18 protein-coding genes and 1 other annotated feature are annotated in these 23269 nt (G+C 36.3%); of the genes, 13 read left to right on the forward strand and 5 right to left on the reverse strand.

What is annotated here, in order from left to right; all coding sequences use genetic code 11:
• The first annotated feature begins 708 nt into the window (after positions 1 to 708).
• Positions 709 to 1542, forward strand: a complete 834-nt coding sequence (dapB, locus tag GXX20_09345) for a 4-hydroxy-tetrahydrodipicolinate reductase (protein ID HHW31858.1) — start codon at positions 709 to 711, stop codon at positions 1540 to 1542.
• On the opposite strand, the gene GXX20_09350 is transcribed toward dapB, so the two are convergent.
• Both GXX20_09350 and GXX20_09355 read right to left on the reverse strand, forming a co-directional pair.
• On the reverse strand, positions 1532 to 2818 hold the full coding sequence (locus tag GXX20_09350) for a D-alanyl-D-alanine carboxypeptidase (protein HHW31859.1): 1287 nt from the start codon (positions 2816 to 2818) through the stop codon (positions 1532 to 1534). The two genes, dapB and GXX20_09350, sit on opposite strands and share 11 nt — an antisense overlap.
• Positions 2819 to 2931: 113 nt before the next feature.
• A complete protein-coding gene (locus GXX20_09355) occupies positions 2932 to 5499 on the reverse strand; it encodes a glycosyltransferase family 1 protein (protein HHW31860.1) in 2568 nt (855 codons plus the stop codon).
• Between the two features lie 388 nt (positions 5500 to 5887).
• Here GXX20_09355 and GXX20_09360 point away from each other — a divergent pair, with 388 nt between their 5' ends.
• The 7 genes from GXX20_09360 to GXX20_09390 all read left to right on the forward strand — a co-directional run bounded on the left by GXX20_09360 (position 5888) and on the right by GXX20_09390 (position 13166).
• On the forward strand, positions 5888 to 6817 hold the full coding sequence (locus tag GXX20_09360; protein ID HHW31861.1) for an exopolysaccharide biosynthesis protein: 930 nt from the start codon (positions 5888 to 5890) through the stop codon (positions 6815 to 6817).
• A gap of 3 nt (positions 6818 to 6820) precedes the next feature.
• Complete coding sequence (locus tag GXX20_09365; GenBank protein ID HHW31862.1) at positions 6821 to 7951, forward strand: hypothetical protein; 1131 nt, start codon at positions 6821 to 6823, stop codon at positions 7949 to 7951.
• A gap of 337 nt (positions 7952 to 8288) precedes the next feature.
• A complete protein-coding gene (gene trxA, locus GXX20_09370; GenBank protein ID HHW31863.1) occupies positions 8289 to 8618 on the forward strand; it encodes a thioredoxin in 330 nt (109 codons plus the stop codon).
• A gap of 419 nt (positions 8619 to 9037) precedes the next feature.
• A complete protein-coding gene (locus GXX20_09375; protein ID HHW31864.1) occupies positions 9038 to 9493 on the forward strand; it encodes a hypothetical protein in 456 nt (151 codons plus the stop codon).
• Between the two features lie 371 nt (positions 9494 to 9864).
• The gene (locus GXX20_09380) at positions 9865 to 11193 is read left to right on the forward strand and encodes an extracellular solute-binding protein (protein ID HHW31865.1); all 1329 of its coding nucleotides are present in this window, start codon (positions 9865 to 9867) and stop codon (positions 11191 to 11193) included.
• Between the two features lie 165 nt (positions 11194 to 11358).
• A complete protein-coding gene (locus GXX20_09385) occupies positions 11359 to 12306 on the forward strand; it encodes a sugar ABC transporter permease (GenBank protein HHW31866.1) in 948 nt (315 codons plus the stop codon).
• Positions 12307 to 12323: 17 nt separating this feature from the next.
• Entirely contained in the window at positions 12324 to 13166 is an 843-nt protein-coding gene (locus tag GXX20_09390) for a carbohydrate ABC transporter permease (GenBank protein ID HHW31867.1), read from the forward strand.
• A 72-nt stretch (positions 13167 to 13238) separates the two neighbouring features.
• Here the strand turns inward: GXX20_09390 and GXX20_09395 are convergent, their stop codons facing one another.
• Both GXX20_09395 and GXX20_09400 read right to left on the reverse strand, forming a co-directional pair.
• The gene (locus GXX20_09395; protein HHW31868.1) at positions 13239 to 13559 is read right to left on the reverse strand and encodes a DUF4387 domain-containing protein; all 321 of its coding nucleotides are present in this window, start codon (positions 13557 to 13559) and stop codon (positions 13239 to 13241) included.
• Positions 13560 to 13658: 99 nt separating this feature from the next.
• On the reverse strand, positions 13659 to 15020 hold the full coding sequence (locus GXX20_09400) for a DUF1446 domain-containing protein (GenBank protein HHW31869.1): 1362 nt from the start codon (positions 15018 to 15020) through the stop codon (positions 13659 to 13661).
• Between the two features lie 255 nt (positions 15021 to 15275).
• Between GXX20_09400 and GXX20_09405 the strand changes: the two genes are divergently transcribed.
• From GXX20_09405 to GXX20_09425, 5 genes are all read left to right on the forward strand, one after another.
• Positions 15276 to 16064: a GntR family transcriptional regulator gene (locus GXX20_09405; GenBank protein ID HHW31870.1), complete on the forward strand. Its 789-nt coding sequence runs from the start codon at positions 15276 to 15278 to the stop codon at positions 16062 to 16064.
• Positions 16065 to 16131: 67 nt separating this feature from the next.
• Positions 16132 to 17241, forward strand: a complete 1110-nt coding sequence (locus GXX20_09410) for an amidohydrolase family protein (GenBank protein ID HHW31871.1) — start codon at positions 16132 to 16134, stop codon at positions 17239 to 17241.
• A 228-nt stretch (positions 17242 to 17469) separates the two neighbouring features.
• Positions 17470 to 17711, forward strand: a binding site (T-box leader).
• A 163-nt stretch (positions 17712 to 17874) separates the two neighbouring features.
• Positions 17875 to 18354 (forward strand): Lrp/AsnC family transcriptional regulator, encoded by a 480-nt coding sequence (locus tag GXX20_09415; protein HHW31872.1) that lies wholly within the window; start codon positions 17875 to 17877, stop codon positions 18352 to 18354.
• The gene (locus GXX20_09420; protein HHW31873.1) at positions 18351 to 19529 is read left to right on the forward strand and encodes an aminotransferase class I/II-fold pyridoxal phosphate-dependent enzyme; all 1179 of its coding nucleotides are present in this window, start codon (positions 18351 to 18353) and stop codon (positions 19527 to 19529) included. The genes GXX20_09415 and GXX20_09420 overlap by 4 nt, the downstream gene beginning before the upstream one ends.
• Before the next feature lie 84 nt (positions 19530 to 19613).
• Positions 19614 to 20718 (forward strand): peptide chain release factor 2 gene (locus GXX20_09425; GenBank protein ID HHW31874.1). Its coding sequence is split into 2 segments (ribosomal slippage): positions 19614 to 19688 and positions 19690 to 20718, totalling 1104 coding nucleotides; the frame shifts between segments, so codons are not numbered across the junction.
• A 69-nt stretch (positions 20719 to 20787) separates the two neighbouring features.
• Here GXX20_09425 and GXX20_09430 read toward each other — a convergent pair.
• Positions 20788 to 23079, reverse strand: coding sequence for a hypothetical protein (locus GXX20_09430; GenBank protein HHW31875.1), 2292 nt, complete (start codon positions 23077 to 23079; stop codon positions 20788 to 20790).
• Between the last annotated feature and the right edge of the window lie 190 nt (positions 23080 to 23269).

A 23269-nucleotide genomic window follows, 5' to 3' on the forward strand; every position in this document is an offset into this window, starting at 1 on the left:
ATGAGGGTGGATGAACTAAAAAGATGTTTGCAAAATTAATTTCCACTTTTCTTTTTTTCCTGATTTGCAAAACTTATTTCCACTACCTATGAATTTGGGGTGGAAATAACTTTTTCAATTAAGAATCTATGGTAAACTCAGGTAAAGCTGTAATTTAAATGGTAATTTTTCTTGACAGGGGTAATGGTATTTGATATATTATATATGTTAAAAACTTATTGGATTAGTAAATAGTAATTTAACTTAAAATTTAATATTTAATTACGCTTAATCGTAAAGAGCGGGGGAACCAAATTTTGGGGTGAATCTGTATCAGAAATAGAAGGTACAGTAGGGTCAATCTCTTTCGATCCGAATCCGTCAGCTAACCTCGTAAGCGTTGGAAGAGAAGGTGATATGAATGTCAGTATTCTGATGCAAAACTGCAGAGACTTCTCTGTGGTTTTTTTATCATTCAGGTAATTTTATTAAAATAATCTAGTTATTTAATCAAGTTATTATCAAGTAAATATTACTCTAACGGACTAAGTTAGGGCATATGTGTTATTTTACAAAATAACATATGAATGGATTTCCTGTTAGTTATGTTCAGGAAATAAAAAATGCGTAATATATGGATATTACTAAATAACTATATGAACCTGAAAAATTACCATGAAGTGTAAACCTATTATAAAAAATTAAATTTAGATTAAAGGGGGTTTTCGCATGATTAAAGTTTGTCTTGTTGGACTTGGTAAAGCAGGAAAAGAAGTAGCGAAAGTTCTTATGGAACAAAGGGATATAAAACTTGTGGCAGCAGTATGCAGCCCTGGAAGTTGGAAAGTCGGCAAAGATCTGGGAGAAATAATAGGTTGTGCAAAAACAGGTATAAAAGTACATTCCTCTGATAATTTAGAAGAAATGATGTTCAAGGCAAGACCTGACGTAGTGGTGGATTTTTCAAATCCTGATGCCACCATGAAAAATGCTGTTATATTTTCAAAAATGAAAGCAGGGATAGTAATTGCAACTACCGGTTTTTCTGATGAGGATTTGGATAAGTTGTACAAGCTTACTCAGAAATACCATAATGGTATAGTCTATGCTCCCAACATAACCCTTGGAGTGAATGTACTTATGCTTTTGGCAAATATTGCTTCAAATATTCTGAACAATTATGATTTTCAGATTACAGAGATGCATCATAAAAGGAAAAAAGATGCTCCTTCAGGTACAGCATTAAAGATTGCAAATGAAATAAAAAGAGGTTTAATAGCCTCAGGTAGTGCATCCAGAGATACAGTTATACCTATAACTGCAATAAGAGCAGGTGGTGTTGTAGGGAAACACAAGGTATTAATAATAGGTGAGGAAGATAGAATTGAAATCTCCCATGAGTCTTTTTCAAGAAGGATTTTTGGGGAAGGAGCCCTTTATGCAGTAAGGTTCGTATATAAAAAGTCAGGTTTTTTTGAAATGAAGGATGTCCTAAATATAAATGAAACCTTAAAAAACTGCCTGGCACTTGGATCAGAGGGCTCACCGGCCGCTAATTGTTAACAGACTCAGGATTTCGTTTTTTATTTCGTTTTTTTGCAATATACCTGGTTAAATTGTAAATCATTAAAACAACCTCTATAGCCAGCAACGTGCCCACAAGTATAAAAATATCCCTGTTTTCAGATACTTTGCTGGAAATGACTGAATACAAACTCTGGGGAGGGGATATTTCCCTGTCCGGATAAAGATTTATATCAATAATGGTATTATCCTGCAGAATATATCTTGCGGTACCAATTATCATATTTTTTTGTATGGGAGGAGTAAGATCATTAATTATTTTAACATCAAAACTTTTTACAAAACTCTCTCCTATAGGATGAGTATAATAAATATCAGTAGAACTGATTAAATTGACTATTTGATCACCTATTGTGACACTTTGCAGGGGTTCACCCTTTTTCACCAAAATACCGGTTCTAAAGTGCAGGAAACCAAAATTGAGGAGATTTGTGGAATCTACAAAAACACTGCTTTGAGGAGAATCCAGAACTACACAGATTAATCTCAGGTTATTATTTGATGCAGTTGTTATTGCTGTTTGTAATTCCGGTACATTATAACCTGTTTTACCTCCATCCACCCCGTCATAACTCCAGAAAAGTTCATTCTGACTTTTTAGGACGGTGGATTTTCCTCCTGCACTTACCCATGGTTTTAGTGATGTGGCAAAAATTCTGTTAAAAGTGGGATTAGAAATGGCATACTTTATCAGCATTGCCATATCATATGCAGTGGTATATTGATTCTCATCGTACAGTCCGGTAGGGTTGGTGAAGTAGGTGTCTTTAAGGTTAAGATCATATGCTTTGGTATTCATCATGTCCACAAATTTAGCTATATCGCCGCCTACATATTCAGCCAGTGCTATAGCTACATCGTTTGCAGAGGTTAACATAATAGCATAAAGTAAATCCTCCACACTATATTTTTCACCAACTTCAAGATTGAGAGTTGAGCCTTGTGTATCGACAGCCTCCTTACTTATTGTAACTTTTGCATCCAGTTTCGTTGATTCAATAACAACCAGTGCGCACATAATCTTGTTGGCAGCGGAAATATGAAGTTTTGTATCCGGTGATTTACCATATAAAATCTGTCCTCTTTTTGATTCCATCAGTACAGCAGATTTAGCTTTTATTTCAGGACCTGCCAGGGAACTGTCAGGTAAGCTGCTGTAACTGATGTTATTTGTCAAAGCTGCACTAGGGAACAGAAAAAGAAGCAATACGGATAATATACAGCATGACAAACTCCGCAGAATTTTTTTACACATCGTATCCTCCAAGATTATATGATAATTATATAGAATTAATAATTAATCAGCATATTGAATTAATAATTAATCATAATTAATTATATTGTTCTTCATTATTTAAGTCAATAAAATTACCGGACAGCCCATTTTATAAGGCCTTGTTCAAATTTGTCAATCAATTGGGGATTATAAGGGATAACCCTGAATGTATAGCCATATTCCCCGCCTTCCATAAGCCTTATTTTACAGTTATAGCGGTAAGTAGTGGCATCAACTTTTTCCTCAGGAGACATATCAATGATTTCAGGTTGACTTATTATGTTATCCTTTCCGTAATATCCATAATATAACTGAACTGTTACGTGATCCGGGTTTATGTTTCCCAGATTAACCAGAACAGAAATGCTGGTTTCATCTCCGGTAAAGGTCTTATATTCCGGCAGATGGTTTGAGGATTTATCCGTAATTATATTAACCTGATGCCAATTATTTTTTATATGCATCTTCCAATCTGAAAGTTCTCTTGCGAGCTTATAGTCCGAAGATGTTATTTTATCCATTCTTCCCATGGAGGGAATATACATCTTTGAAATATAGTCCCTTAGCATTCTGTGAGTATTGAACTGAGGAGTCAGTGACTTTATTGATTCTTTCATTATTGACACCCATTCCAGGGGGACCCCTTCTTCATTTCTATGAAAGTAAATAGGGATAATCTGGTTTTCCAACACATCACAAATTGATGCACTATCTGCATTATCCTGGTACCATTCATCATCATATTCCACATCATTGCCGATTACAAAACCGTTTTTTCCGTTATAGCCTTCACACCACCATCCATCCAGAACACTAAAGTTTATTATGCCGTTTATACAAACTTTCTGGCCGCTTGTGCCACTTGCTTCAAGAGGCCTCCTCGGATTGTTCATCCACAGGTCCACACCCTGTGCCAGGTTCCGTGCTACCGACATATTGTAATTCTCGATTAGAATTACCTTTCCCTTAAATCCTTCCTGCATGGCAATATCCTGTATATTTTTTATTACTTCCTGTGCAGGCCTGTCAGCGGGATGAGCTTTACCGGCGAATATTATTTGAATGGGTTTCCCGGATATGTTAAATAACCTCCTGGCTCTTTCTAGATCTCTGAAAATAAGATTTGCTCTTTTATATGTTGCAAATCTTCTTGCAAACCCTATTGTTAGAGCTTGGGGATCTAATAATGTATCAACTTCTTTTATATTTTCCAGGGGCTCATTGTTTTTTATTCTCTGTTCACGGATTTTACTGCGTAAAAAATTTATCATTTGGGATTTTGCTGAGCAATGAGCTTTCCAAAGCTCTTTATCAGGTATATTGTCAATATTGTCCCATATATCCTTTTCACAAAGTTTTTCTTCCCAGTTACGATCTAAATATTTATCATATAAACTCCTAAATTCAGGAGAAAGCCAGCTAAGAGTATGTATTCCGTTAGTAACATAATCAACGGGAACCTCATCTTCCGGCAACCCTGGCCACAGATTGTTGAACAATTTCCTGGTTACCGCCCTGTGAAGCTTGCTTACTCCATTCTTACGTCCTGCAAGTTTCATGGCAAGTATGGTCATATTAAAATTATCGTAATCATTCTCTCTGCGGCCTAAACTAATAAATTCTTCGCGGCTGATGCCAAGAGTGGGCCAAAAATTGCCGAAATATTTATCAATTAAATAAAGTGGGAATACATCATTACCTGCCGGAACGGGAGTATGTGTAGTAAATGACACACAAGATGCGACAACTTCTTTTGCCACATTAAAAGGCAGCTTATCTTCCTGGATCAGTTTCCGCATTATTTCAAGACCAAGAAAAGCTGAGTGGCCCTCATTCATGTGAAATACCGTTGCATTTATACCAAGAGCTTTTAAGACTCTGTAACCACCAATACCCAGAAGTATTTCCTGTTGTATCCGGGTTTCCTGGTCACCCCCATAGAGCCTGGCGGTTATCATTCTGTCCTGAGGATTGTTTTTATCAACATCAGTGTCAATTAGATATAGAAAAATTCTTCCTATTGTTACTTTCCATATTCTGGCGTAGATAATCCGGCCAGGAAATTCCACATTTATATATATAGGCTGGTTCATATGATCAGTGACCAGCGTCATAGGAAGATGAGAGGCAACAAGTTCTTTATATTCAGTTAATTGCCATCCTTCACGGTTAATAGTCTGATCAAAGTACCCATGTTTATAAAAAAGGCCTATTGCGGTAAGGGGAAGCCCCAGGTCGCTGGCTGATTTACAATGGTCACCTGATAAAACTCCCAATCCACCGGAATATATGGGCAATATCTCATGAAGACCATATTCTGCCGAAAAATAAGCTATATTTTGATCCTTTTTATCAGGATAATTATCTGAAAACCATGTGTCAGTAGAATTCATATAGTCATCATATTTCTGGCAGACACTTTTATATTTCTCCATATAAACAGGATCCTGTACCTTTTTTAACAGGTTTTCCCTGCTGACTTCCTGGAGAAAACGCACAGGATTATTATTTAACTTGTCCCATAAATCAGGATCAATTTCCCTGAAGAGTTCTGTTGCTTCGTAATTCCATGTCCACCATAGATTGTAGGCTAATTCTTTTAATTTGATTAACTGGTCCGGTATTACAGTGGTAACAATTATTTTCCCGGTTATATACATAAATACCTCCATTGTTATTATTATGTAAATTGTAACATTTATAATACCATATTTGTTGTATAACATTAACTTCTTATATATCTTTAACTTTTTAACGCATGTTATTCAAATAAACTCAAAAAGAAGAAGAACCGTCCCTATGCTTCCATACTGCCTTTTTGCTTTCCATCACTCCTAAGAATTGGTATTCACAACAACAGGCCAATCAGTTATCATATTGTTGTATAGCAACAAAGCATAAGAGCATTATAATATATTCAAGAAATTCAAGAAAGAGGGTTAATTTTTGCAGTTAATAAAATTAAGCTCCTGGACTAAAAGGCAATGGATAAAAAGAAATAAAACAAAAAAAAATTCCATAAAGTGGGCATTGGCTTTTTTGCTATACATGTTTGTTTTCAGTTTTATTACTATGCCCTTTTTAATTTTTTATGGCCCTTTTGAAGAAGTAAAGAGGGTAGTTACTGGAGCTACCTGGAATACATTAACCCATCACAGCATAACACGATTTTTTCTTAGCGAGGAAAAAATTAAGGAAATTCTTTCCCGCTCTTACGCAGTAGATCCCACAGAAAATGGTGAAGCACTACAGATTTTAAATTTTGGATCAAAAGAAACAGAAAAAATAGAATATTATGATATTAAAGGTTCGGGATTCAGGGGGAAACTGTTGGTTGTCCATCAACCTCAAAGCATAGTTGTAGGGTATTCTGAAAATCTCCCCAAATCAGGCAGTACAACAAGTGAAATAGCTATTAAAAACGGTGCTATAGCCGCAATAAACGCAGGAGGCTTTATTGATGAAAAGTCGGTAGGTACCGGTGGGAATCCTATGGGATTTATTATACATGACGGTGAGGTAGTCTACAATCAGTGCGGTGATGAGAATATACCCCAGGATACAGTTGCTTTTACTGATAAAGGTGTTCTCATAGTGGGAAAGCATTCTATTTCTAAACTAAAAGGATACAAAGTCAAAGAAGGAGTCAGTTTTGGACCGCCGCTGATAGTTAATGGGAACCCTACCATAACTGAAGGTGACGGAGGATGGGGGATAGCACCAAGAACTGCAATAGGCCAGCGGAAGACAGGAGAAGTGCTTATGCTGGTTATTGATGGAAGAAACTTGGGCTCATTGGGAGCTACCTTAAAGGAAGTACAGGATATTCTGCTTAAGTTTGGGGCAGTTAATGCCGCCAATCTTGACGGAGGGTCATCTACAACAATGTTTTTTAATGGAAAGGTTGTAAACAGGCCATCGGACAAACTGGGAGAGAGAACTGTTCCGTCAGTTTTTATGGTGGTTCCCAACAAGTGAAGAATGAAGAAAACTCAGGAAAGCGGCTTTACTGCCGGAAGGAAGAATACTTTGTATATGAATAAAAAAGGAATTATCAGAACAATTAAACGAATAACAATATGGACTATAGTTTCTTTACTAGTTCAGCTGGTGGTGCTTTCATACTTTAATTATTTATATCTGCCGAACAAAAATAAAGTGAATATTGTGGTGGTAAATCCCCAGGAGGCTGCAGGAAGCAGGCAGGCCAGAATTCCGGCAGATGCAGAGAATATTAAGGTGTCATATAACGGGAAGTACGCAGCATATTTACATAAAAATGAACTGTGCCTTATAGAAACAAAAGGAAGCAGAATAATAAAATCTTTCCCTTCAGATGGTAAAGTTTTATCATACTACATGTGGCTCCCGGACAGAAATATAATAATTTATTCTATGGGTACATGGAAAGAAGAGGGCAGCGTTATAGAAGTAAATACTTATGATGCCGATGGGGACATATTAAGAGACTATCCTGAATTGGAAGTTCGGGAAATAAAAAGCGAAGTACTGGAAATAGCGCTTTCACCTCTGACCAATATAGTATATATTAAAGTTGGGAATAACAGCAAGTCGAGCATATATAAATTTGATATTATGGATAACCTGAGTTTCATAATGGATGTTGATTTTTCGACCAGGATTAAAAAAGCCCTCTATAGCGATACACTTATATTGCAGCATAGAGATTTATCACTTTATATTTGGGATGGCGGTAAGTTATACCCCCTGAACAGTCCTGCAGAAGGCAAGTCTATTATGTTGGGACTGGATGGTGAAGATAATATTTATTTGGGGGAAATGAACCAGGAAGGTAAAATATTCAGAATTTTTGCCGGTAAAGTGGACCAGGAAGGAGTAGATAGCTGGAATAAAATAGAATTATTGTCTCAGGCAGACGCTGATAAAATTATCATTTCAAAACATGGAGAGATATATATACTGGATGATAAGGAAAGCCCCCTAAAAAGCATTATAAAAAAGAATGAGCATACTATTTTTAATCTAACAAAGAAGATTAAAAGAGCATATAAAGGAGATTTTATTGAGCTGATTGATTGGCATATAGTATCAAGAAAAGACAGATACTTATTTATAGAGGAAATAATATAATTTTTAAACAGATAATATAATTTTATAAAATAGATAATATATAGAATTAATTTTTACACATTTATATATTGAAATATCATAATATTTGAATATATATTGTTTATTGCAGGAAAAACCGGGTATAAGTATTATAAGTATATACATTGCAAAGTTTGCCATCCAAGTGGCAGCATTATAATTAAAAAATCATACAAACTTCACTAAGTGAACTGGTAATGTTTTTTGAACTATAGTTAGTATGATTTAATTTTCTTAAGAAAAGCTATATATAATATAAAGCTATATAATAATTAAATAAGTACTATAAGTACTTGTAATATGATAAGGAGGATTAAAAATGGCCAGTGATAAAGTTATTAACCTAACTGAACAGAATTTTGACAAGGAAGTGTTAAAATCTGATATACCTGTATTGGTAGATTTCTGGGCACAATGGTGCGGTCCCTGCAGAGCAATTGCTCCGATAATCGATCAGTTGGCTGATGATTATGAAGGCAGAGTAAAGATATGCAAGGTTAATGTTGATGAAGAAAATGAATTAGCTTCCAGGTACAGGGTTATGAGCATACCTACAATTCTAATATTTAAAGGAGGCCAATTAGTTAAATCTACCGTGGGAGGAAGACCAAAAGCTGAATTTGATGCTCTTTTAAACAGTGTTCTCTAGTTAACCAGGCATCAAGAAAATCTCGGTTCTATTTCTATAATCTGGAGCTGAATTGATGCAAATTATGATAACAACCTTGTTCAGTGGGGGATTGCAAGACCCCCACCGAATTCCCGGGCGAAGCGGGTTTGCTGAAGATAAATTTAGTCAGTAATGATAAATTACTTACCTTTAAATTCCAGATTCTCAAACAAAAAGAGTATTTGGAATTTTTTCGTCTAAAAAAGAGGATTTTTTGAATTTTAATTGAATATATAATTGATATATAATTGAGCATGAAAGTTAAATATAAGATTATTGCATTATATTTAGTGTTATATTAATTTTTATATCTTTTATTTGCGACCAATATTTCCGTTAACTAGTACTAATTCAGTTCTGACAAACAAATAAATATAGAATCATGGAAGGAGATTATCATGCCAGGAGAAAAACGCTTCAGAACTTCAACTTTCGGATTTAATAAATCTGATGTTAATTCCTATGTGGAAAAGATATTAAGAGAATTCGAGGATAAAATAAGAGAAAAAGATAATGAAATAGCTGCATTAAAGGCTCAGATCAAAGACATGACCATGAAATATGAGGAAGCAACCAGTAAGATAAACCAGATAGAAGGCGACAGGGATAAAATTGCTGATGCATTAATTAAAGCTCAGGAGCAGGCAGAGTCAATAATTCAGGAAGCGAGAAATAAATTCCAGGAAGAAAAAAGAAGACTGGAAGAACTTAATGAAATAGAAAGAGAAAAAATAGTAGATATGAAAGAAAAGGTTAAATATTTGAGAAATGAAGTAATTAAAGTATTAAAGGCTTTTGAAGAAGACCTCTCAGCTCTTGCTGAGGATGGAGATACAGTTCAGTCCAAGGAATAAGGAAATTAGTTTGAAAACCATGTAAGAATAATTGAAAAGATATAGCAAAAACAATATTTAACCAAGCATCAGGAAGCCTCCCGCTTCTATATGCGGGATCTGAATTGATTCAAATTACAAATTACAATAACAACCTTGTTCAGTGGGGGATTACAAGACCCCCGCTGAATCCCCGAGCGAAACGAGTTTGCTGTACAAAAGTATGCATAAAAATATTCGTAAAAATATACACATAATAATATATTAGCGTTTCAATGTACCTTTCAACAAAGAAAGCCGGTGGTGAGTAAATTCAAAAAATAAAAATTACATAGGGAGGTTAAAAAATTATTAAAAGGGCAATCTCGGTTTTACTCGTAGCTTTATTGGTTATGGGATTATTTATCGGTTGCGATAAGAGTACATCTGCCGATAACCCAAACCCTGCAAAGCCAGACGCAAAATATGACTTCAATGGCCGCATTCTTGATGTACTTTTCATGGTAGGCGGACAAGGACAAATGGCGGACCCCATTGTTGCGAAGTTAAAAGAAGTATATCCGGGACTTAATGTAAACGTAGTTTACGACCACAATGCCCACGAGATTATGAGAAACAGAGTAATGGCTGGAAATCCTCCCGACATATTTGACCTGAACCAAGGCTTTTATGACTATTATGGAGCCATATCCGAAGGGATATGCAAACCTCTCGACTTCTTATACCCGCTGAAAACTATTGATGGTACAAAAACTTTAAAAGATGTTATGGATTTTAATGCAATCCAGAAAGGTTATTTAAATGGGAAATACTACCTTATGGCTGATTCCATCTATACCAGCGGTCTATGGTATGATGCAAAGCTTTTAAGGGACAATAATTTAAACCCGCCCACAACATGGAATGAGTTTGTGGAAGTTTGTGAAAAACTCAAACAAAAAGGTATATATGGCCTTTCCTGGTCTGGAAGATGGGCTGGTGAGTACGCGATGAATTATTTCTTCTATCCGATGGTAGCTTCCCTGGATTATGACACATTTATAGCAATCGAGAATCTTGAGGATGATGCCTGGGACAGACCTGCCGTAAGAGAAGTTATGAATCGTTTAAAGATGATGGTTGACAAAGGTTATTTTGATGTTAAAGCATCAGGGATGGATGCTTCTGAAATTCAAATGGAATTTATCAAGAGGACTTTTGCATTCTATCCCTGCGGTTCCTGGCTGGAAGCAGAAATGGCCGGAAACTGGCCTGCTGATTTTGAGCTTACCTATCTGCCATTTTCAGGTGTTTCGGACAAAAACGGAACAAACTATACTCTTCTTGCTTCTGTTGTAAGCGGTATTTCTTCCAAGACAAAAAATGAAGACATTGTCGGTGAATACTACAGGTACTTTTTATCTGACTATGATACTACTGCCAAAGTGGTAAGCACGTCTCTTAACGGGCTCCCGCTAAAGGGATTCTCCGAACAGTTTGGACACCTGCTTCCCAAATCAGTCCAGGGAACATGGGAGGCAATATCTGCAGGCAATATGCCGTTGATTCAAATGGCAAGCTCCTGGTATCCGGAACATCTGATCCTGTCAGGTGATTCCATAACTGCCTTTGTAAACGGCGATATCACCGCTGATGAATTCGCGAAGAGAATGAATGAATTCAATAAAGCAACCAAAGCTGATTCTTCAATTGTAAAATACACGAGAGAGAAAAAAAGCTGAAGTATTGCCTGCCATGGGATTGAAGGTATGTCTGAGTATTTAAAAGGGGTAGATTAATACTGCCCCTTTTAACCAATTCTGCAACTCTGTAGCTCAATAACTTTACAATTCTACAACTCTTGTACAACCTGCTCAGCTGTGATTGCATGAAAGGGGGAGATTAACATGGATATGAAAAGTTTACCTAAGGCTAATGCTGTGCTCAAAGCCAAAATTTCATCAAGAAAAAGATCTATTTCAAAAGAAAGGTCATTATTTATTTCGGCTTTTACTATTCCACCTCTGTTCATGTATACTTTTTTTCTGATAGTACCTTGTATTTTAGGCTTGTTTATGAGTTTTTTTGATTTTAGGGGACTATCATTGAAAATGAATTTTGTTGGCTTTAATAATTACGTCAAGATGTTTAATGACCCGATTTTTTTTAAGACATTAGGAAATCATATGTATGTATTTATATTGAATACCATAGTAGTATTTACACTTTCTATAGCCCTGGCAGTGGTGCTTTCCAGAAATGTATTGAGAGAGAAGAATTTTTACCGTGTTCTGTACTTTTTTCCCTCAGCGGTACCGATGGTTATAATCAGCGTAATGTGGAGAAGTATATTTAATCCCAGCATAGGTGTGCTGAACGGATTACTTGAACTGGTAGGGATACCCGGCAAGGTATGGCTGGGAGACAGCAGCCTGGTTAAAAATTGTGTTGTAACAGTAATGGTATGGAAATCATTAGGTTTTTACCTGGTATTATTTATGGCAGCTGTATTAAATATACCTTCTTCCCTTTATGAAGCTGCGCGTATTGATGGTGCCGGTGAAATAAAGCAAACATTTAAAATAACCATTCCACTTATATGGGAAGTAGTAAGGACCGCCCTTGTATTTTTTATAATTACTTCATGCGGCGTAGGCTTTCAGGTGGTTTACATACTTACCGAGGGTGGGCCTGACAGGGCTTCAGAACTCCTTACCACATATATGTACCAGCAGGCCTTTAAACTTTACAAGTATGGTTATGGAGCAGCTATCAGTGGGGCAATACTTGTGGTAACCATGGTATTGGCACTTATTATACTGAAGTTTACTGAACGGGAAGTCTATGAATATTAGGGAGGAGGCTGACAATTTTGGATAATGCCGTAAAAACATTTATAACAAAAACATTGTTAAGAATAATTCTGGGCATACTGTCACTAATCATTGTGGTTCCTTTTATATATATAGTGATGAATAGTTTTAAGACACCGGCAGAATTTTATGCAGATATTTGGGCTCTTCCCAGTAAAGTAGATTTGAAAAATTATATTTTGGCTTTGGAAAAAACCAAGCTGCACATTTATGCCATAAATACCGTATTTATTGTAGTAACTTCGGTATTGCTGAATCTTGTACTGGCTTCAATGGTTTCATATATCATAACCAGAATGGGGTTTAAGTGGAGCGGAAAAATATATAAATATTTCCTGGTAGGTCTGCTTATACCTCACATTATTGCTGTCTTGCCGCTGTTTATGCTTTCACGTGTAATTGGACTCTACAATACCAGAACAATACTTATTATTGCTTATTCTGTATTTTCTTTACCCTTTGCAGTATTTGTGCTGACTGCATTTTTCAAAACTTTGCCCAGTGAGTTGGAACAATCGGCCAAGATTGACGGCGCCGGTTATTTTGCAACATTCGCGAAGATAATAATACCTCTTGCAAAACCTGGGCTTATTACTGTAGGAGTATTTAATTTTCTTGATTTTTGGAATGAATATATACTTCCTCTTACTCTTATTGTAGATGAACCCAAAAAGACTGTGTCTATGGCAATTTTGCAGCTGCAGGTTGCACAATCTGTCAGACAGGAATGGGGAGCCTTATTTGCTGCGTGTATAATGGTTATAATGCCTGTATTGATTATATATGCGATTTTCCAGCGCAATTTGACGGAAGGCCTTACTGCAGGCAGTCTGAAGGGATAACTTTGAGAATAGGGGACAGTCCCCAAAAGTAGAGGACTGTCCCCATACCTCTAGAGGACTGTCCCCATACCTCTATACAGGTATTTCAACATCCAGCAGGGGCGCATACTGTTGACAGCCGAAAACATCCGATTCTCCAGGACTACCGCTGGGCTTTTTCCTGTAAATAGTAAATTTGATGGCATAAGCCGGATCGAACTCAACGAAATCAGCAATATCTTTTTCCTCCAGGTTATAGAGGCTGCAGACTAGTTGCTTGTTTAAAACGCCGCTTTTTTTCACTAACTCATAATTTTCTTTTTCTCGAAAAATAATATCAAAAGTAATTTTGTCTGTTCCTGCATTTTTGCTTCTGATGGTTTTAGCCAGTTCAACCAGTTTTTTGGTGTTCATTTCCTATCCTCCCAATCTATTTAAATCACAAAAGTTTTATTTATATAAGGTTTGACTTATGGGGACTCTGATCTATTCAGACCTTTAACCTGTATAGGTTTAACCTACTTCTATAATATTTACTTTAAATAGTTCCATGGGATCTTCCACTGCCACAACATGGTTCATGGTCCACATATATGCCGGTTTGGCAGGGAGAACTTCATCTACTATGAAAGCTGCGCCTCCTGCTGTTCCTTTCACTTCAGGCAGGCGGGCATAAAAAATCTGACGGGTACCGATCATAGTTAATTCCTCAGCCATTTCCTTTGTTGGAGCGATACCTTCCACTACTATACCTAATTCATGGGATTTAATTTCTTTTATAGGCTCCATATCTCCCATTACCCCATTTTTGCCGAAAATGTGATAATAGATTTCGTAACCGGTATGGCCGAAACGCTCTACAATTTGTTTTCGGCACCATTCAATAACTTTGTCAATGTTCTTTATTGTATAAGGATCTCTTATTCCGGCGATGCCGATAAACCGCTCACCTACTTTGCCTGAACCTTCAAGTTTCACTTTGATTTTACCTTCAGTTGGAATAAATCTGGGACCTGTAATTCTGCAGGTTTTCTCATCATATTGTTCATATTTGCACTTGGTCATATCCAGCATACCGCCTGCAACATATTCATAGAAAGGATTGCTTCTTTCATACATGGCATGACCGGCAACTGAAGCAACTGTGCATCTCTGTTCAGGAGCCATTGCTTTAACTTTTACATCATTTTCTGAAATGATCCCTAAAACAGATTCTTTTCCCCCATAGGGCTCGGCACAGAATGAGGCGCATTCCAGAACTTTTCCAAGGTAGTAGGAAAGGTCTTCAGGGAAACCGTGGTAAATGGCAGGAGCTGCAAAAATTACGCAGTCACTTGACCGTCCTCCAATAATAACGTCGGCTCCCATTTCCAGGAGTTTTACATAAGGGTGAATTCCGGCTACTGCCACTATCCGGTCTGTTTTATCCAGTGTTTCTTCATCAAGAGGCTTGCGGCCGTCCAATCCTTCAATTACTTCTCCTTTTTTCATTTTTTCTCTAAGATATTCCTTGTCTACCCCAGAATAAAAATATCCTAGTTTAAATTTAGGAATATTATGTTTTTTTGCAAGCTCTTTTATTATATCCACATATAGGTCAACTCTGCTGTTGGTTCCGGTATCTCCGGCAGAACCTACTAACATTGGTACTCCAAGTTTTCGTGCTTCAACCAGCATTAGTTCCAGGTCATGGGTCTGCCAGACCTTTGGACTGGTAGAAATATCTTCTCCCAGGGGACCCGGTCCTATATCATCACTACCGGAATCACAGAGAATATAGTCAGGCTTTTCCTTTACTCCTAGATAGAAACTTCCTTCTTTTGTCGGGGCAAAGCCTAAATGGCCATTAGGGCAGAGAAATTTTAATTCTTTCATCAGTAATATAGCTCCTTTCAATAAAGTGGTTATAACATGTTATTACATGTATATATATTCTTTATATTTTTCAAAATTCCTTCTTGATGATATCATAACATGTTATAATAACCTAAATAGTCTTTGTTCATGTATAAGGCAAATATGGAAGTAATAGTAGGTTTTCCAAAAAGAATGGTTGGAATTATGAAATAGTATTATATATGGATTAAGCCCAAGAATATATCAAACAGGAAAGGATAGAATTAGAACGGTATGGATTTTCTGCATCAGAATAGAAATGATGTAACGTATAATGAAATAAAGGAAAATAAAGGAATTCCCCTTTATAAGCAGATAAAAAATATACTTGTCGAGCAGGTTAATAACGGTATTATAGGTAAAGGTGAAAAGTTACCATCTGAAAGAGAACTCTGCCAGAAATACAAAGTAAGCCGTATTACCGTCAGACAGGCTCTGAATGAACTTGAAAAAGAAGGCCTGGTATACCGTTCCCACGGCAAAGGAACCTTCGTATCGCAAAATAGAGTGGAACAGCCTCTTTTTACTTTCACCACTTTTGAAAATTCCCTATTAAACAAAGGTATTAAACCGGGAACACGATTTATAGATATCAACTTTGTGGAGAACTCCTATCAGTTGAGCAGGATTTTGGAGGTGCCGCTTTCTCAAAATCTTGCGAAAATAACTTTACTGGGCCTGGGAGATAATATGCCCATGGCATTTTATTCCAGTTATTTTGAAAGAGAACTGGGGATAAAAATGAAGGAACTGGCAGTTTCATATATAGAAAAAGGATATTCAGTAACTACATTTGATCTGTATAAGTATATACCCGGAATAACCTCGGTGGTGGCAGATCAGACTTTTGAAGCATCTATTGCTGACTCATACATAGCGAAGATGCTTGAAATTAAGAAAGGAAGTCCTGTATTGATTGTGGAATCAAAAGTATATTCCAGGGATGGTAAACCTCTTGAATATAAAACAGCTGTTTATAGAGGTGATAAATACAGGTTTTCTGTTGTCAGAAATGTTTTCTAGTTTTTGATGTTGGAGATATGTTACCAGAAAGATATTAATTTTAATGATGATTTTGGAAGGAGTTAGTATGAAAATAATAAATGCCCGTGTGGTTAAACCAGGCTGTATCATAGAGAATGGAACCATCATTACAGAAAACGGCAGGATAGTATATGCAGGAGAAGAGAAAAATGCTCCGCCATCTCAGGCTCCTGTATATGATGCTAAAGGACTCATAGCAGGACCAGGATTTGTAGACATACATTGCCATGGAGGAGGTGAATGGTGGTCTTATGAAAATCCTGCAGGTGTAGGGCTCTATCATTTAAAAGGAGGTACTACTTCCTTATTGTGCTCCTTTTGGAGAAATGCTGTGAAAGATGGAATCCAAAAGGCAATTGACCGTGTAAAGGATGCAATTGAGAATAATAATCCCGGAAATATAAGAGGAATACACATGGAGGGGCCTTACCTGAATCCCCGGTACGGAACTGAGGGAGGCAAGGAATATCCTGTAGACCCCTGTCAGTACCTTGACTGGATGGACAGAGGTAAGGATATAATTAAATACTGGACCTTTGATCCGGAACAGGAGGGGACAGAAGAATTTGCCAGAGAATGCCAGCAAAGGGGAATAGCATTAGGTATATGCTACTCGGATGCTTCTGTTTCCACAATAGAATATTACCGTTCTTATGGGCTTAATATAGGGACCCATATTATGTGCGCCACCGGCAGGCCTTTTAATCCTATAAAGGGAACCAGGGAGCCTGGTTCTGACGAATATGTGCTTGTTTCTGATGACATGTATGCTGAAGTGATCGCTGATTCACCAGGAGCTCATATCAGGCCCTGGAATATCAAACTTATATATAAATTAAAGGGAGCAGAAAAAATAATAATTATTACTGACTGCTGCACAGGAGGAGATACTCAGGGTTCTGATGTTAATATAATTGACGGAAAACTGTATGGAAGCAGGCTTACTATGAATGTAGCCTGCAGGAATATGAAAAAATTTACCAGTGCCGGGATAGAGGATATTTTCAAAATGGCTTCAGAAAATCCTGCAAAAGCTGTTGGTATATTCGATAAATATGGTTCTCTCGAAGAGGGAAAAGCAGCTGACATTATCTTTATTGATGAGGATTTTAATGTACGAGATGTAATTCTTGGCGGAAAACTGATAAAGATGTGATCCGGGATTAAGAAAATACCAGTTGAAATAGTTATTGTATTTTTGTATAATTTATTCTAAATATTTTGTACCCATTTTTAAAAATATTTATATAATATATATGTTATTATATATGCTATTGGCTGGTTAATGAGAATATTGTATTTAGTAAAGCCGGATAATTATTGATACCAGATATATAATGATACAAAATATTGATAATACTATAATGAAATTTTAATAATAAATATAAAAGCGATGAAGAGGAAGAGTAATTGCAGCTACCTTTCCCAGCGAGCCGGAGGATGGTGAAAGTCCGGAAAAGGTACGCAATGAAGGCAGCCTATGAGCTTCTCCTTGAGAAATGAGAGTTTAGCTCTCACATTAGAGGAAGACGTTTACCTGGCGTTAAATAGGTAATAAAGCTGAGCACATTACAAGTTTTTTGTGCTAAGTAGGGTGGTACCGCGGATTACTTCTTCGTCCCTTAAATTTAAATTTGGGCGAAGAAGTTTTTATTTTTTATAAAAAGATTTTCTCACAGCATCTTTCCAATGCTGCTTGGAAATTACCAAAAAAGGTAAGTTTTCCGAATTCTATAGTTTTACTAAATAAAGTTTTATGGAAATAAAAGTATAAGGAGGTCGTTCAATCGTGGAAGAAATTTTGGAAATTATAGAAAAGAATAATAAGCTTACCCCTGAACAAATTGCTCTTATGCTTGGAAAGAGTGTGGAAGAGGTAAAAGAAGCAATAAAAAAGATGGAAGAGGAAAATGTTATATTAGGGTACAATACTTTAATTAACTGGGAAAAAACCAATAAGGAAACAGTTACCGCATTAATTGAAGTAAAGGTAACTCCCCAGAGAGGAGAAGGCTTTGATAAAATAGCAGAAAGAATATACAGGTATCCCCAGGTAAAGTCCTGCTATCTAATGTCTGGAGGGTTTGACCTAACTGTTGTCATAGAAGGCAAAAACATGAAAGAAGTGGCTCTATTTGTAGCTGAAAAACTAGCTACTATTGAATCTGTATTAAGTACCTCCACTCATTTTGTATTAAAGAAATACAAAGAGAACAATATTATTTTCGAGGAAGGAGAGAGGGATCAAAGGGAGGCTGTTGTATTATGAATATAGCAAAAATGATTTCTCCTGCAGTAAGAAATATCCCTCCATCTGGAATAAGAAAGTTTTTTGATCTTGTAAATGAAATGAAAGATGCAATATCTTTAAGCATTGGGGAACCAGACTTCATAACTCCCTGGAGCATAAGGGAAGCAGGGATATATTCTCTTGAGAAAGGTCGTACCCACTATTCTCCTAATGCAGGATTTAAAGAGCTTAGAGAAGAAATATCAAAATATGTGGAAAGAAAATATAATGTAAGCTACAGTCCAAAGGATCAGATAATTGTTACTGTAGGAGGAAGTGAAGCTATTGACATAGCTTTAAGATCCCTTGTAGGTGCCGGAGACGAAGTCATTATTCCGGAGCCCAGCTTTGTTGCATATAAGCCTTGTACCATGTTTACAGGAGCAACACCGGTAATTGTTAATCTTAGGATGGAAGATAATTTTAAACTGACTCCAGAGCTTCTGGAAAATGCCATTACGAGCAGAACTAAGGTACTTATATTACCATTTCCCAATAACCCTACAGGTGCAATAATGAACAGGGATGATCTTGCAAAAATAGTGGAAGTGCTAAAAAACAGGGATATTATAGTACTTTCTGATGAAATATATTCTGAGTTGACATATGAAGGAAGGCATGTTTCAATTGCAAACTTTCCTGAGATGAAAGAGAAAACTCTCTTAATCAATGGTTTCTCAAAAGCTTTTGCCATGACTGGATGGAGGCTTGGATATGCCTGCGGTCATCCTGATCTTATAGCAGCCATGTATAAAGTACACCAGTATGCCATAATGTGCTCACCAACAACTGCCCAATATGCAGCCATAGAAGCTCTCCGGGGCAGTGATGGCGATGTGGATTATATGGTAAGGGAATACAACAGAAGAAGACGGGTAATGGTAGACGGCTTTAGAAAAGCAGGTTTGGAGTGCTTTGAACCTTTGGGTGCTTTTTATGTATTCCCATGTATTACTTCAACAGGTTTAACCTCCAATGAGTTTGCAGAAAGATTGCTGAAAGAGGAGAAAGTTGCAGTAATTCCGGGCAATGCTTTCGGAGATTCGGGAGAAGGGTATATAAGGGCTTGTTACGCATATTCCATAGAAAATATTTTTGAGGCTATGAAGAGAATACAGAATTTTGTAGGAAGGTTAAAAGAAGAACGTAAATAATATTAACTGGCACATGGAATTAAATTATTATATAATATCTCATACATCAATATGTGATACTTGTTTTAATTGGGAGATGATAATATGCTGGAACTTGAGCAATTCAGATTGGAAATTGAAGGGTTGAAAGATGATATATACAAATTGAGGGATTCTCTTTGACATCCCAAAACTGGAAAAACAGATTGAAGAGCTCGAACATAAAGCAGGAGAGCCCGACTTTTGGAATGATATTGAAAATTCACAGAAAATTCTGCAAAAAATGAAAAACCTGAAAACCAAAGTTGAGAGATATCAGAAGCTTGTAACTGAATGGGAAGATTTGAAGGTATTGAATGAATTGGGGATAGAAGAGCAGGATTCTTCTATGATAGCTGAAGTAGGAGATGCTCTTGCAAAGTTAAAAAAGAATATTGAAGATTTAAAGTTGGAAACTCTCCTGAATGGGCAATATGATAAAAATAATGCCATATTGACCCTTCATGCAGGGGCAGGAGGCACTGAAGCCTGTGACTGGGTTCAAATGCTCCTTAGGATGTATACTCGTTGGGCAGAGTCTAAAAATTATACCGTAAAAACCCTGGATATTCTTCCTGGCGAGGAGGCTGGAATAAAAAGTGTAACAATTCATGTTATAGGGGAGAATGCCTATGGATATCTTAAAAGCGAGAAAGGGGTCCACAGGCTGGTAAGAATATCACCCTTTGACGCATCGGGAAGGAGGCATACTTCTTTTGCATCCCTTGATGTAATGCCGGAGCTTGATGAAACTATAGAAGTTGAGATAAATCCTGACGATTTGCGTATTGATACTTACCGCTCAAGCGGTGCAGGAGGTCAGCATGTAAACAAGACTGACTCTGCCGTCAGGATAACTCATATACCAACTGGTATAGTGGTGTCTTGTCAGACTGAAAGATCCCAGCATCAAAACAGGGAAACTGCAATGAAGATGTTGAAAAGCAAGTTGTATGAACTTAAAGAAAGAGAACAAAAAGAAAAAATTGAAGATCTTAAAGGAATTCAAATGGACATTGCCTGGGGCAGCCAGATAAGATCATATGTATTCTGCCCATATACACTTGTGAAGGACCATCGAACCAATTACGAAGAAGGTAACATAAATGCGGTAATGGATGGAGAAATTGATGGTTTTATAAATGCCTACCTGTCAAGTTTCAAGGAGTAGAAGATTCAGAGGGACGGTTCTTCTGCTTCCGGCAAAACGGAAGCAGAAGAACCGTCCCTCTGCTTTCTGTCACACCCTCATAGACCACAGATTGATAAGGTCCACGTTTTTTTCTGAAAAATTATATTTTAGTTTTACTTTGACTATTTTAAAAGAGCCGTCTAGTTTTGAAGTCAGAAATACCAATATTTCAAATTGATTTGAATCGCTGATATAATAATTTAATAAATCATAGGTTCCATTATCTGAATAGATTTTCTTAATGTTTTCAATAATCTGATCTTTTGGGTGAATAGAAGTTATTTTTATATTACCATTCAACAAGTTGACTTCAATTCCAAAATAAGCTGTGATATTTTCAAATCTGGCATTAATAATTGTATAATACTTTGTATCACTGCTGTTGGAAGGATTCGGACCCTCCAGGTATTCTTCCGAAGGGAGGCTTACTTCCACCTTGGTGTTAAAAAGCCGTTCAAGAAGTTTCTGACACTCTTCTTTAAGCATCAGGGAATAATTCTTTATATCACTTTCCAGAAGAGAATTGGCAGTCAGGTTCACCAGAGCGCTCATTACCTTATCTTCCAGTTTGCCTTCGTAAGACACATAATCGCTTGCTATAACAAATAATGAATATATTTTACCCTCTCTGACTAAATCTACTGCATAGCATAGTTTATTACGATTGGAGGAAACATCAAGATAATTTACCAGTTTTATTAAATAAATCGTTTCATCTTTAGTATAATAATAGCTTGATAATAATTCACTTGGCATGTTCTGGTAAGGTGATTTGTAATTAATTACATTTTCACTTTTACCCACCTGCCTTATTCCCGCCAGGTACTGAAGAACCTGGAATTTATCAATATCCGAAGTAAAATCTCCTTCTGCGATTATTATGCTTAAAGGTCCTGAAGACAAGGGATTTTCCAGTGTTAAAACTTCTTCGTTATCACCGTCTTTAAGAATTCTTTCTGAAAAATCCCTGGAGATGCTCCAGCTTTCAGGATATGAAATATAATATTTACCTTCCATATTAATATATTTGGACAGGTTGGTGCTTACATCAGCTTTTACAAAATCTCCAGGTGTAATTTTCAGGGATGAAATTACTTTAATAAATTCATCCTTTATTTGGTCAGAGGGTTTTATGTATTTACTTTTTAATTCAAGAATAAATGTGCGGTTGCCTCTAACCGTATAGTAATCGTGTACATAAAAGACACCATCTTTTGTATCCAGTTCGTACCTGAAATAAAAATATTTGTTATCAGATATTTCCGCTCTGCCTTTTTCTATTATTCTTATTTTATCGCCATATAACTTTTGAATGGAATCTATTATTTCCTCCCCGGAAGAGTAATTTTCAATTGCATTACGGACTGTTATGGAAAAATAGTGGTTACTGCCCATTTTAAAACTTCTGTAATCATATAAATCTATAATTGCATTTTTCATGTATGGCATAAACCATGAAGGGTAACTAATGGAATATCCTGCTTGTTCATTTTTCAGAGTGTTAAGGGGTACCTCTGTTCCGAAAGTATTTGGGTATATACCAGTATTGGCAAGACTTACGGCATTTATATCTTTAAAAACCGTTAAGGGTTTTTTCTGAGGGGAAAGTCCACGTATATATAAAGAGCATAATAAGTCTGACATATTTGTAAGAGTTTTCATATTAAGGTTGCCTTTACTTAAAGTAAAATTAACTGAATATATGGTTTTATTTGAGGGAGCGGGAATGGTGATGTCAATATGTGTTTCTTCCCATTCCTGAGTTTTGTTTGACCGTAGTGTATTATACAGTTTAATATTCCCATTCTGACCAAAGACTTTCTCTTTATATTCGGCAAAAACTTTCATGGCTAAATCGCAGCCGGTGTCCCTTTCTCCATATAAAAATCCTATGTTGTAATATTCCTTCATAGAGGTGAAAAGATTATTTTTTAAATCTATAAATTTATTGAATATGTCATCTTCTGTAGTAAGCTTATTTCCATAATAATCTTTTATGCTTTTGCTTAAGGTGCTATCTAGTCTATCTTGAATTATATTTGCAGTAAAGGTGTTTTCCTTATCCCGTATATATAACATGCCATCTTTTTCGGATATTTCGAGATTAATAATCATATAGGGCATAAGAACTATCTCATCGTAAATGTAGATTTCTCCCTGGCCAATCATGGTTGGTTTCCCTGAGGAATAAACTATGGAAGATGTCAGAAGCAGAGTAAGTGAAAAAACAGTAAGAAGGGTATACTTAATTGCATTTTTGAACCTTCTGCCATTCATGATTTTAAAGTTATTGATATTATTTTTATACGATACCTTTCTAAACCCAAAAATATTTCTCATTTTTCTAAACTTTATTATCCTGTAAAATAAATATTGTTAAAAATAAAAATAACAACCCCGTTCGGTGGCATATTGCAGCAGTTTTAGTATATTTAACGAAGCGAGTTTGTTAGTATTAAGCATAAGTATTATAAGTATTATGTAAGTAATTCAGTATTGCTTAAGAAATATGATAACAGAAGTATGGCCT

Source organism: Clostridiaceae bacterium (assembly GCA_012840395.1).
Lineage (GTDB): Bacteria > Bacillota > Clostridia > Acetivibrionales > DULL01 > DULL01.

Bases quoted from the DNA above. Each gene is read 5' to 3' on its own strand.
- GXX20_09385 (HHW31866.1), top strand. From the start codon at position 11,359: ATGGATATGAAAAGTTTACCTAAGGCTAATGCTGTGCTCAAAGCCAAA.
- GXX20_09420 (HHW31873.1), top strand. From the start codon at position 18,351: ATGAATATAGCAAAAATGATTTCTCCTGCAGTAAGAAATATCCCTCCA.
- GXX20_09360 (HHW31861.1), top strand. From the start codon at position 5,888: ATGTTTGTTTTCAGTTTTATTACTATGCCCTTTTTAATTTTTTATGGC.
- GXX20_09365 (HHW31862.1), top strand. From the start codon at position 6,821: ATGAAGAAAACTCAGGAAAGCGGCTTTACTGCCGGAAGGAAGAATACT.
- GXX20_09430 (HHW31875.1), bottom strand. From the start codon at position 23,079: ATGAGAAATATTTTTGGGTTTAGAAAGGTATCGTATAAAAATAATATC.
- GXX20_09380 (HHW31865.1), top strand. From the start codon at position 9,865: ATGGGATTATTTATCGGTTGCGATAAGAGTACATCTGCCGATAACCCA.
- GXX20_09375 (HHW31864.1), top strand. From the start codon at position 9,038: ATGCCAGGAGAAAAACGCTTCAGAACTTCAACTTTCGGATTTAATAAA.
- GXX20_09405 (HHW31870.1), top strand. From the start codon at position 15,276: ATGGATTTTCTGCATCAGAATAGAAATGATGTAACGTATAATGAAATA.
- trxA (HHW31863.1), top strand. From the start codon at position 8,289: ATGGCCAGTGATAAAGTTATTAACCTAACTGAACAGAATTTTGACAAG.
- GXX20_09395 (HHW31868.1), bottom strand. From the start codon at position 13,559: ATGAACACCAAAAAACTGGTTGAACTGGCTAAAACCATCAGAAGCAAA.
- GXX20_09350 (HHW31859.1), bottom strand. From the start codon at position 2,818: ATGTGTAAAAAAATTCTGCGGAGTTTGTCATGCTGTATATTATCCGTA.
- GXX20_09355 (HHW31860.1), bottom strand. From the start codon at position 5,499: ATGTATATAACCGGGAAAATAATTGTTACCACTGTAATACCGGACCAG.
- GXX20_09400 (HHW31869.1), bottom strand. From the start codon at position 15,020: ATGAAAGAATTAAAATTTCTCTGCCCTAATGGCCATTTAGGCTTTGCC.
- dapB (HHW31858.1), top strand. From the start codon at position 709: ATGATTAAAGTTTGTCTTGTTGGACTTGGTAAAGCAGGAAAAGAAGTA.
- GXX20_09410 (HHW31871.1), top strand. From the start codon at position 16,132: ATGAAAATAATAAATGCCCGTGTGGTTAAACCAGGCTGTATCATAGAG.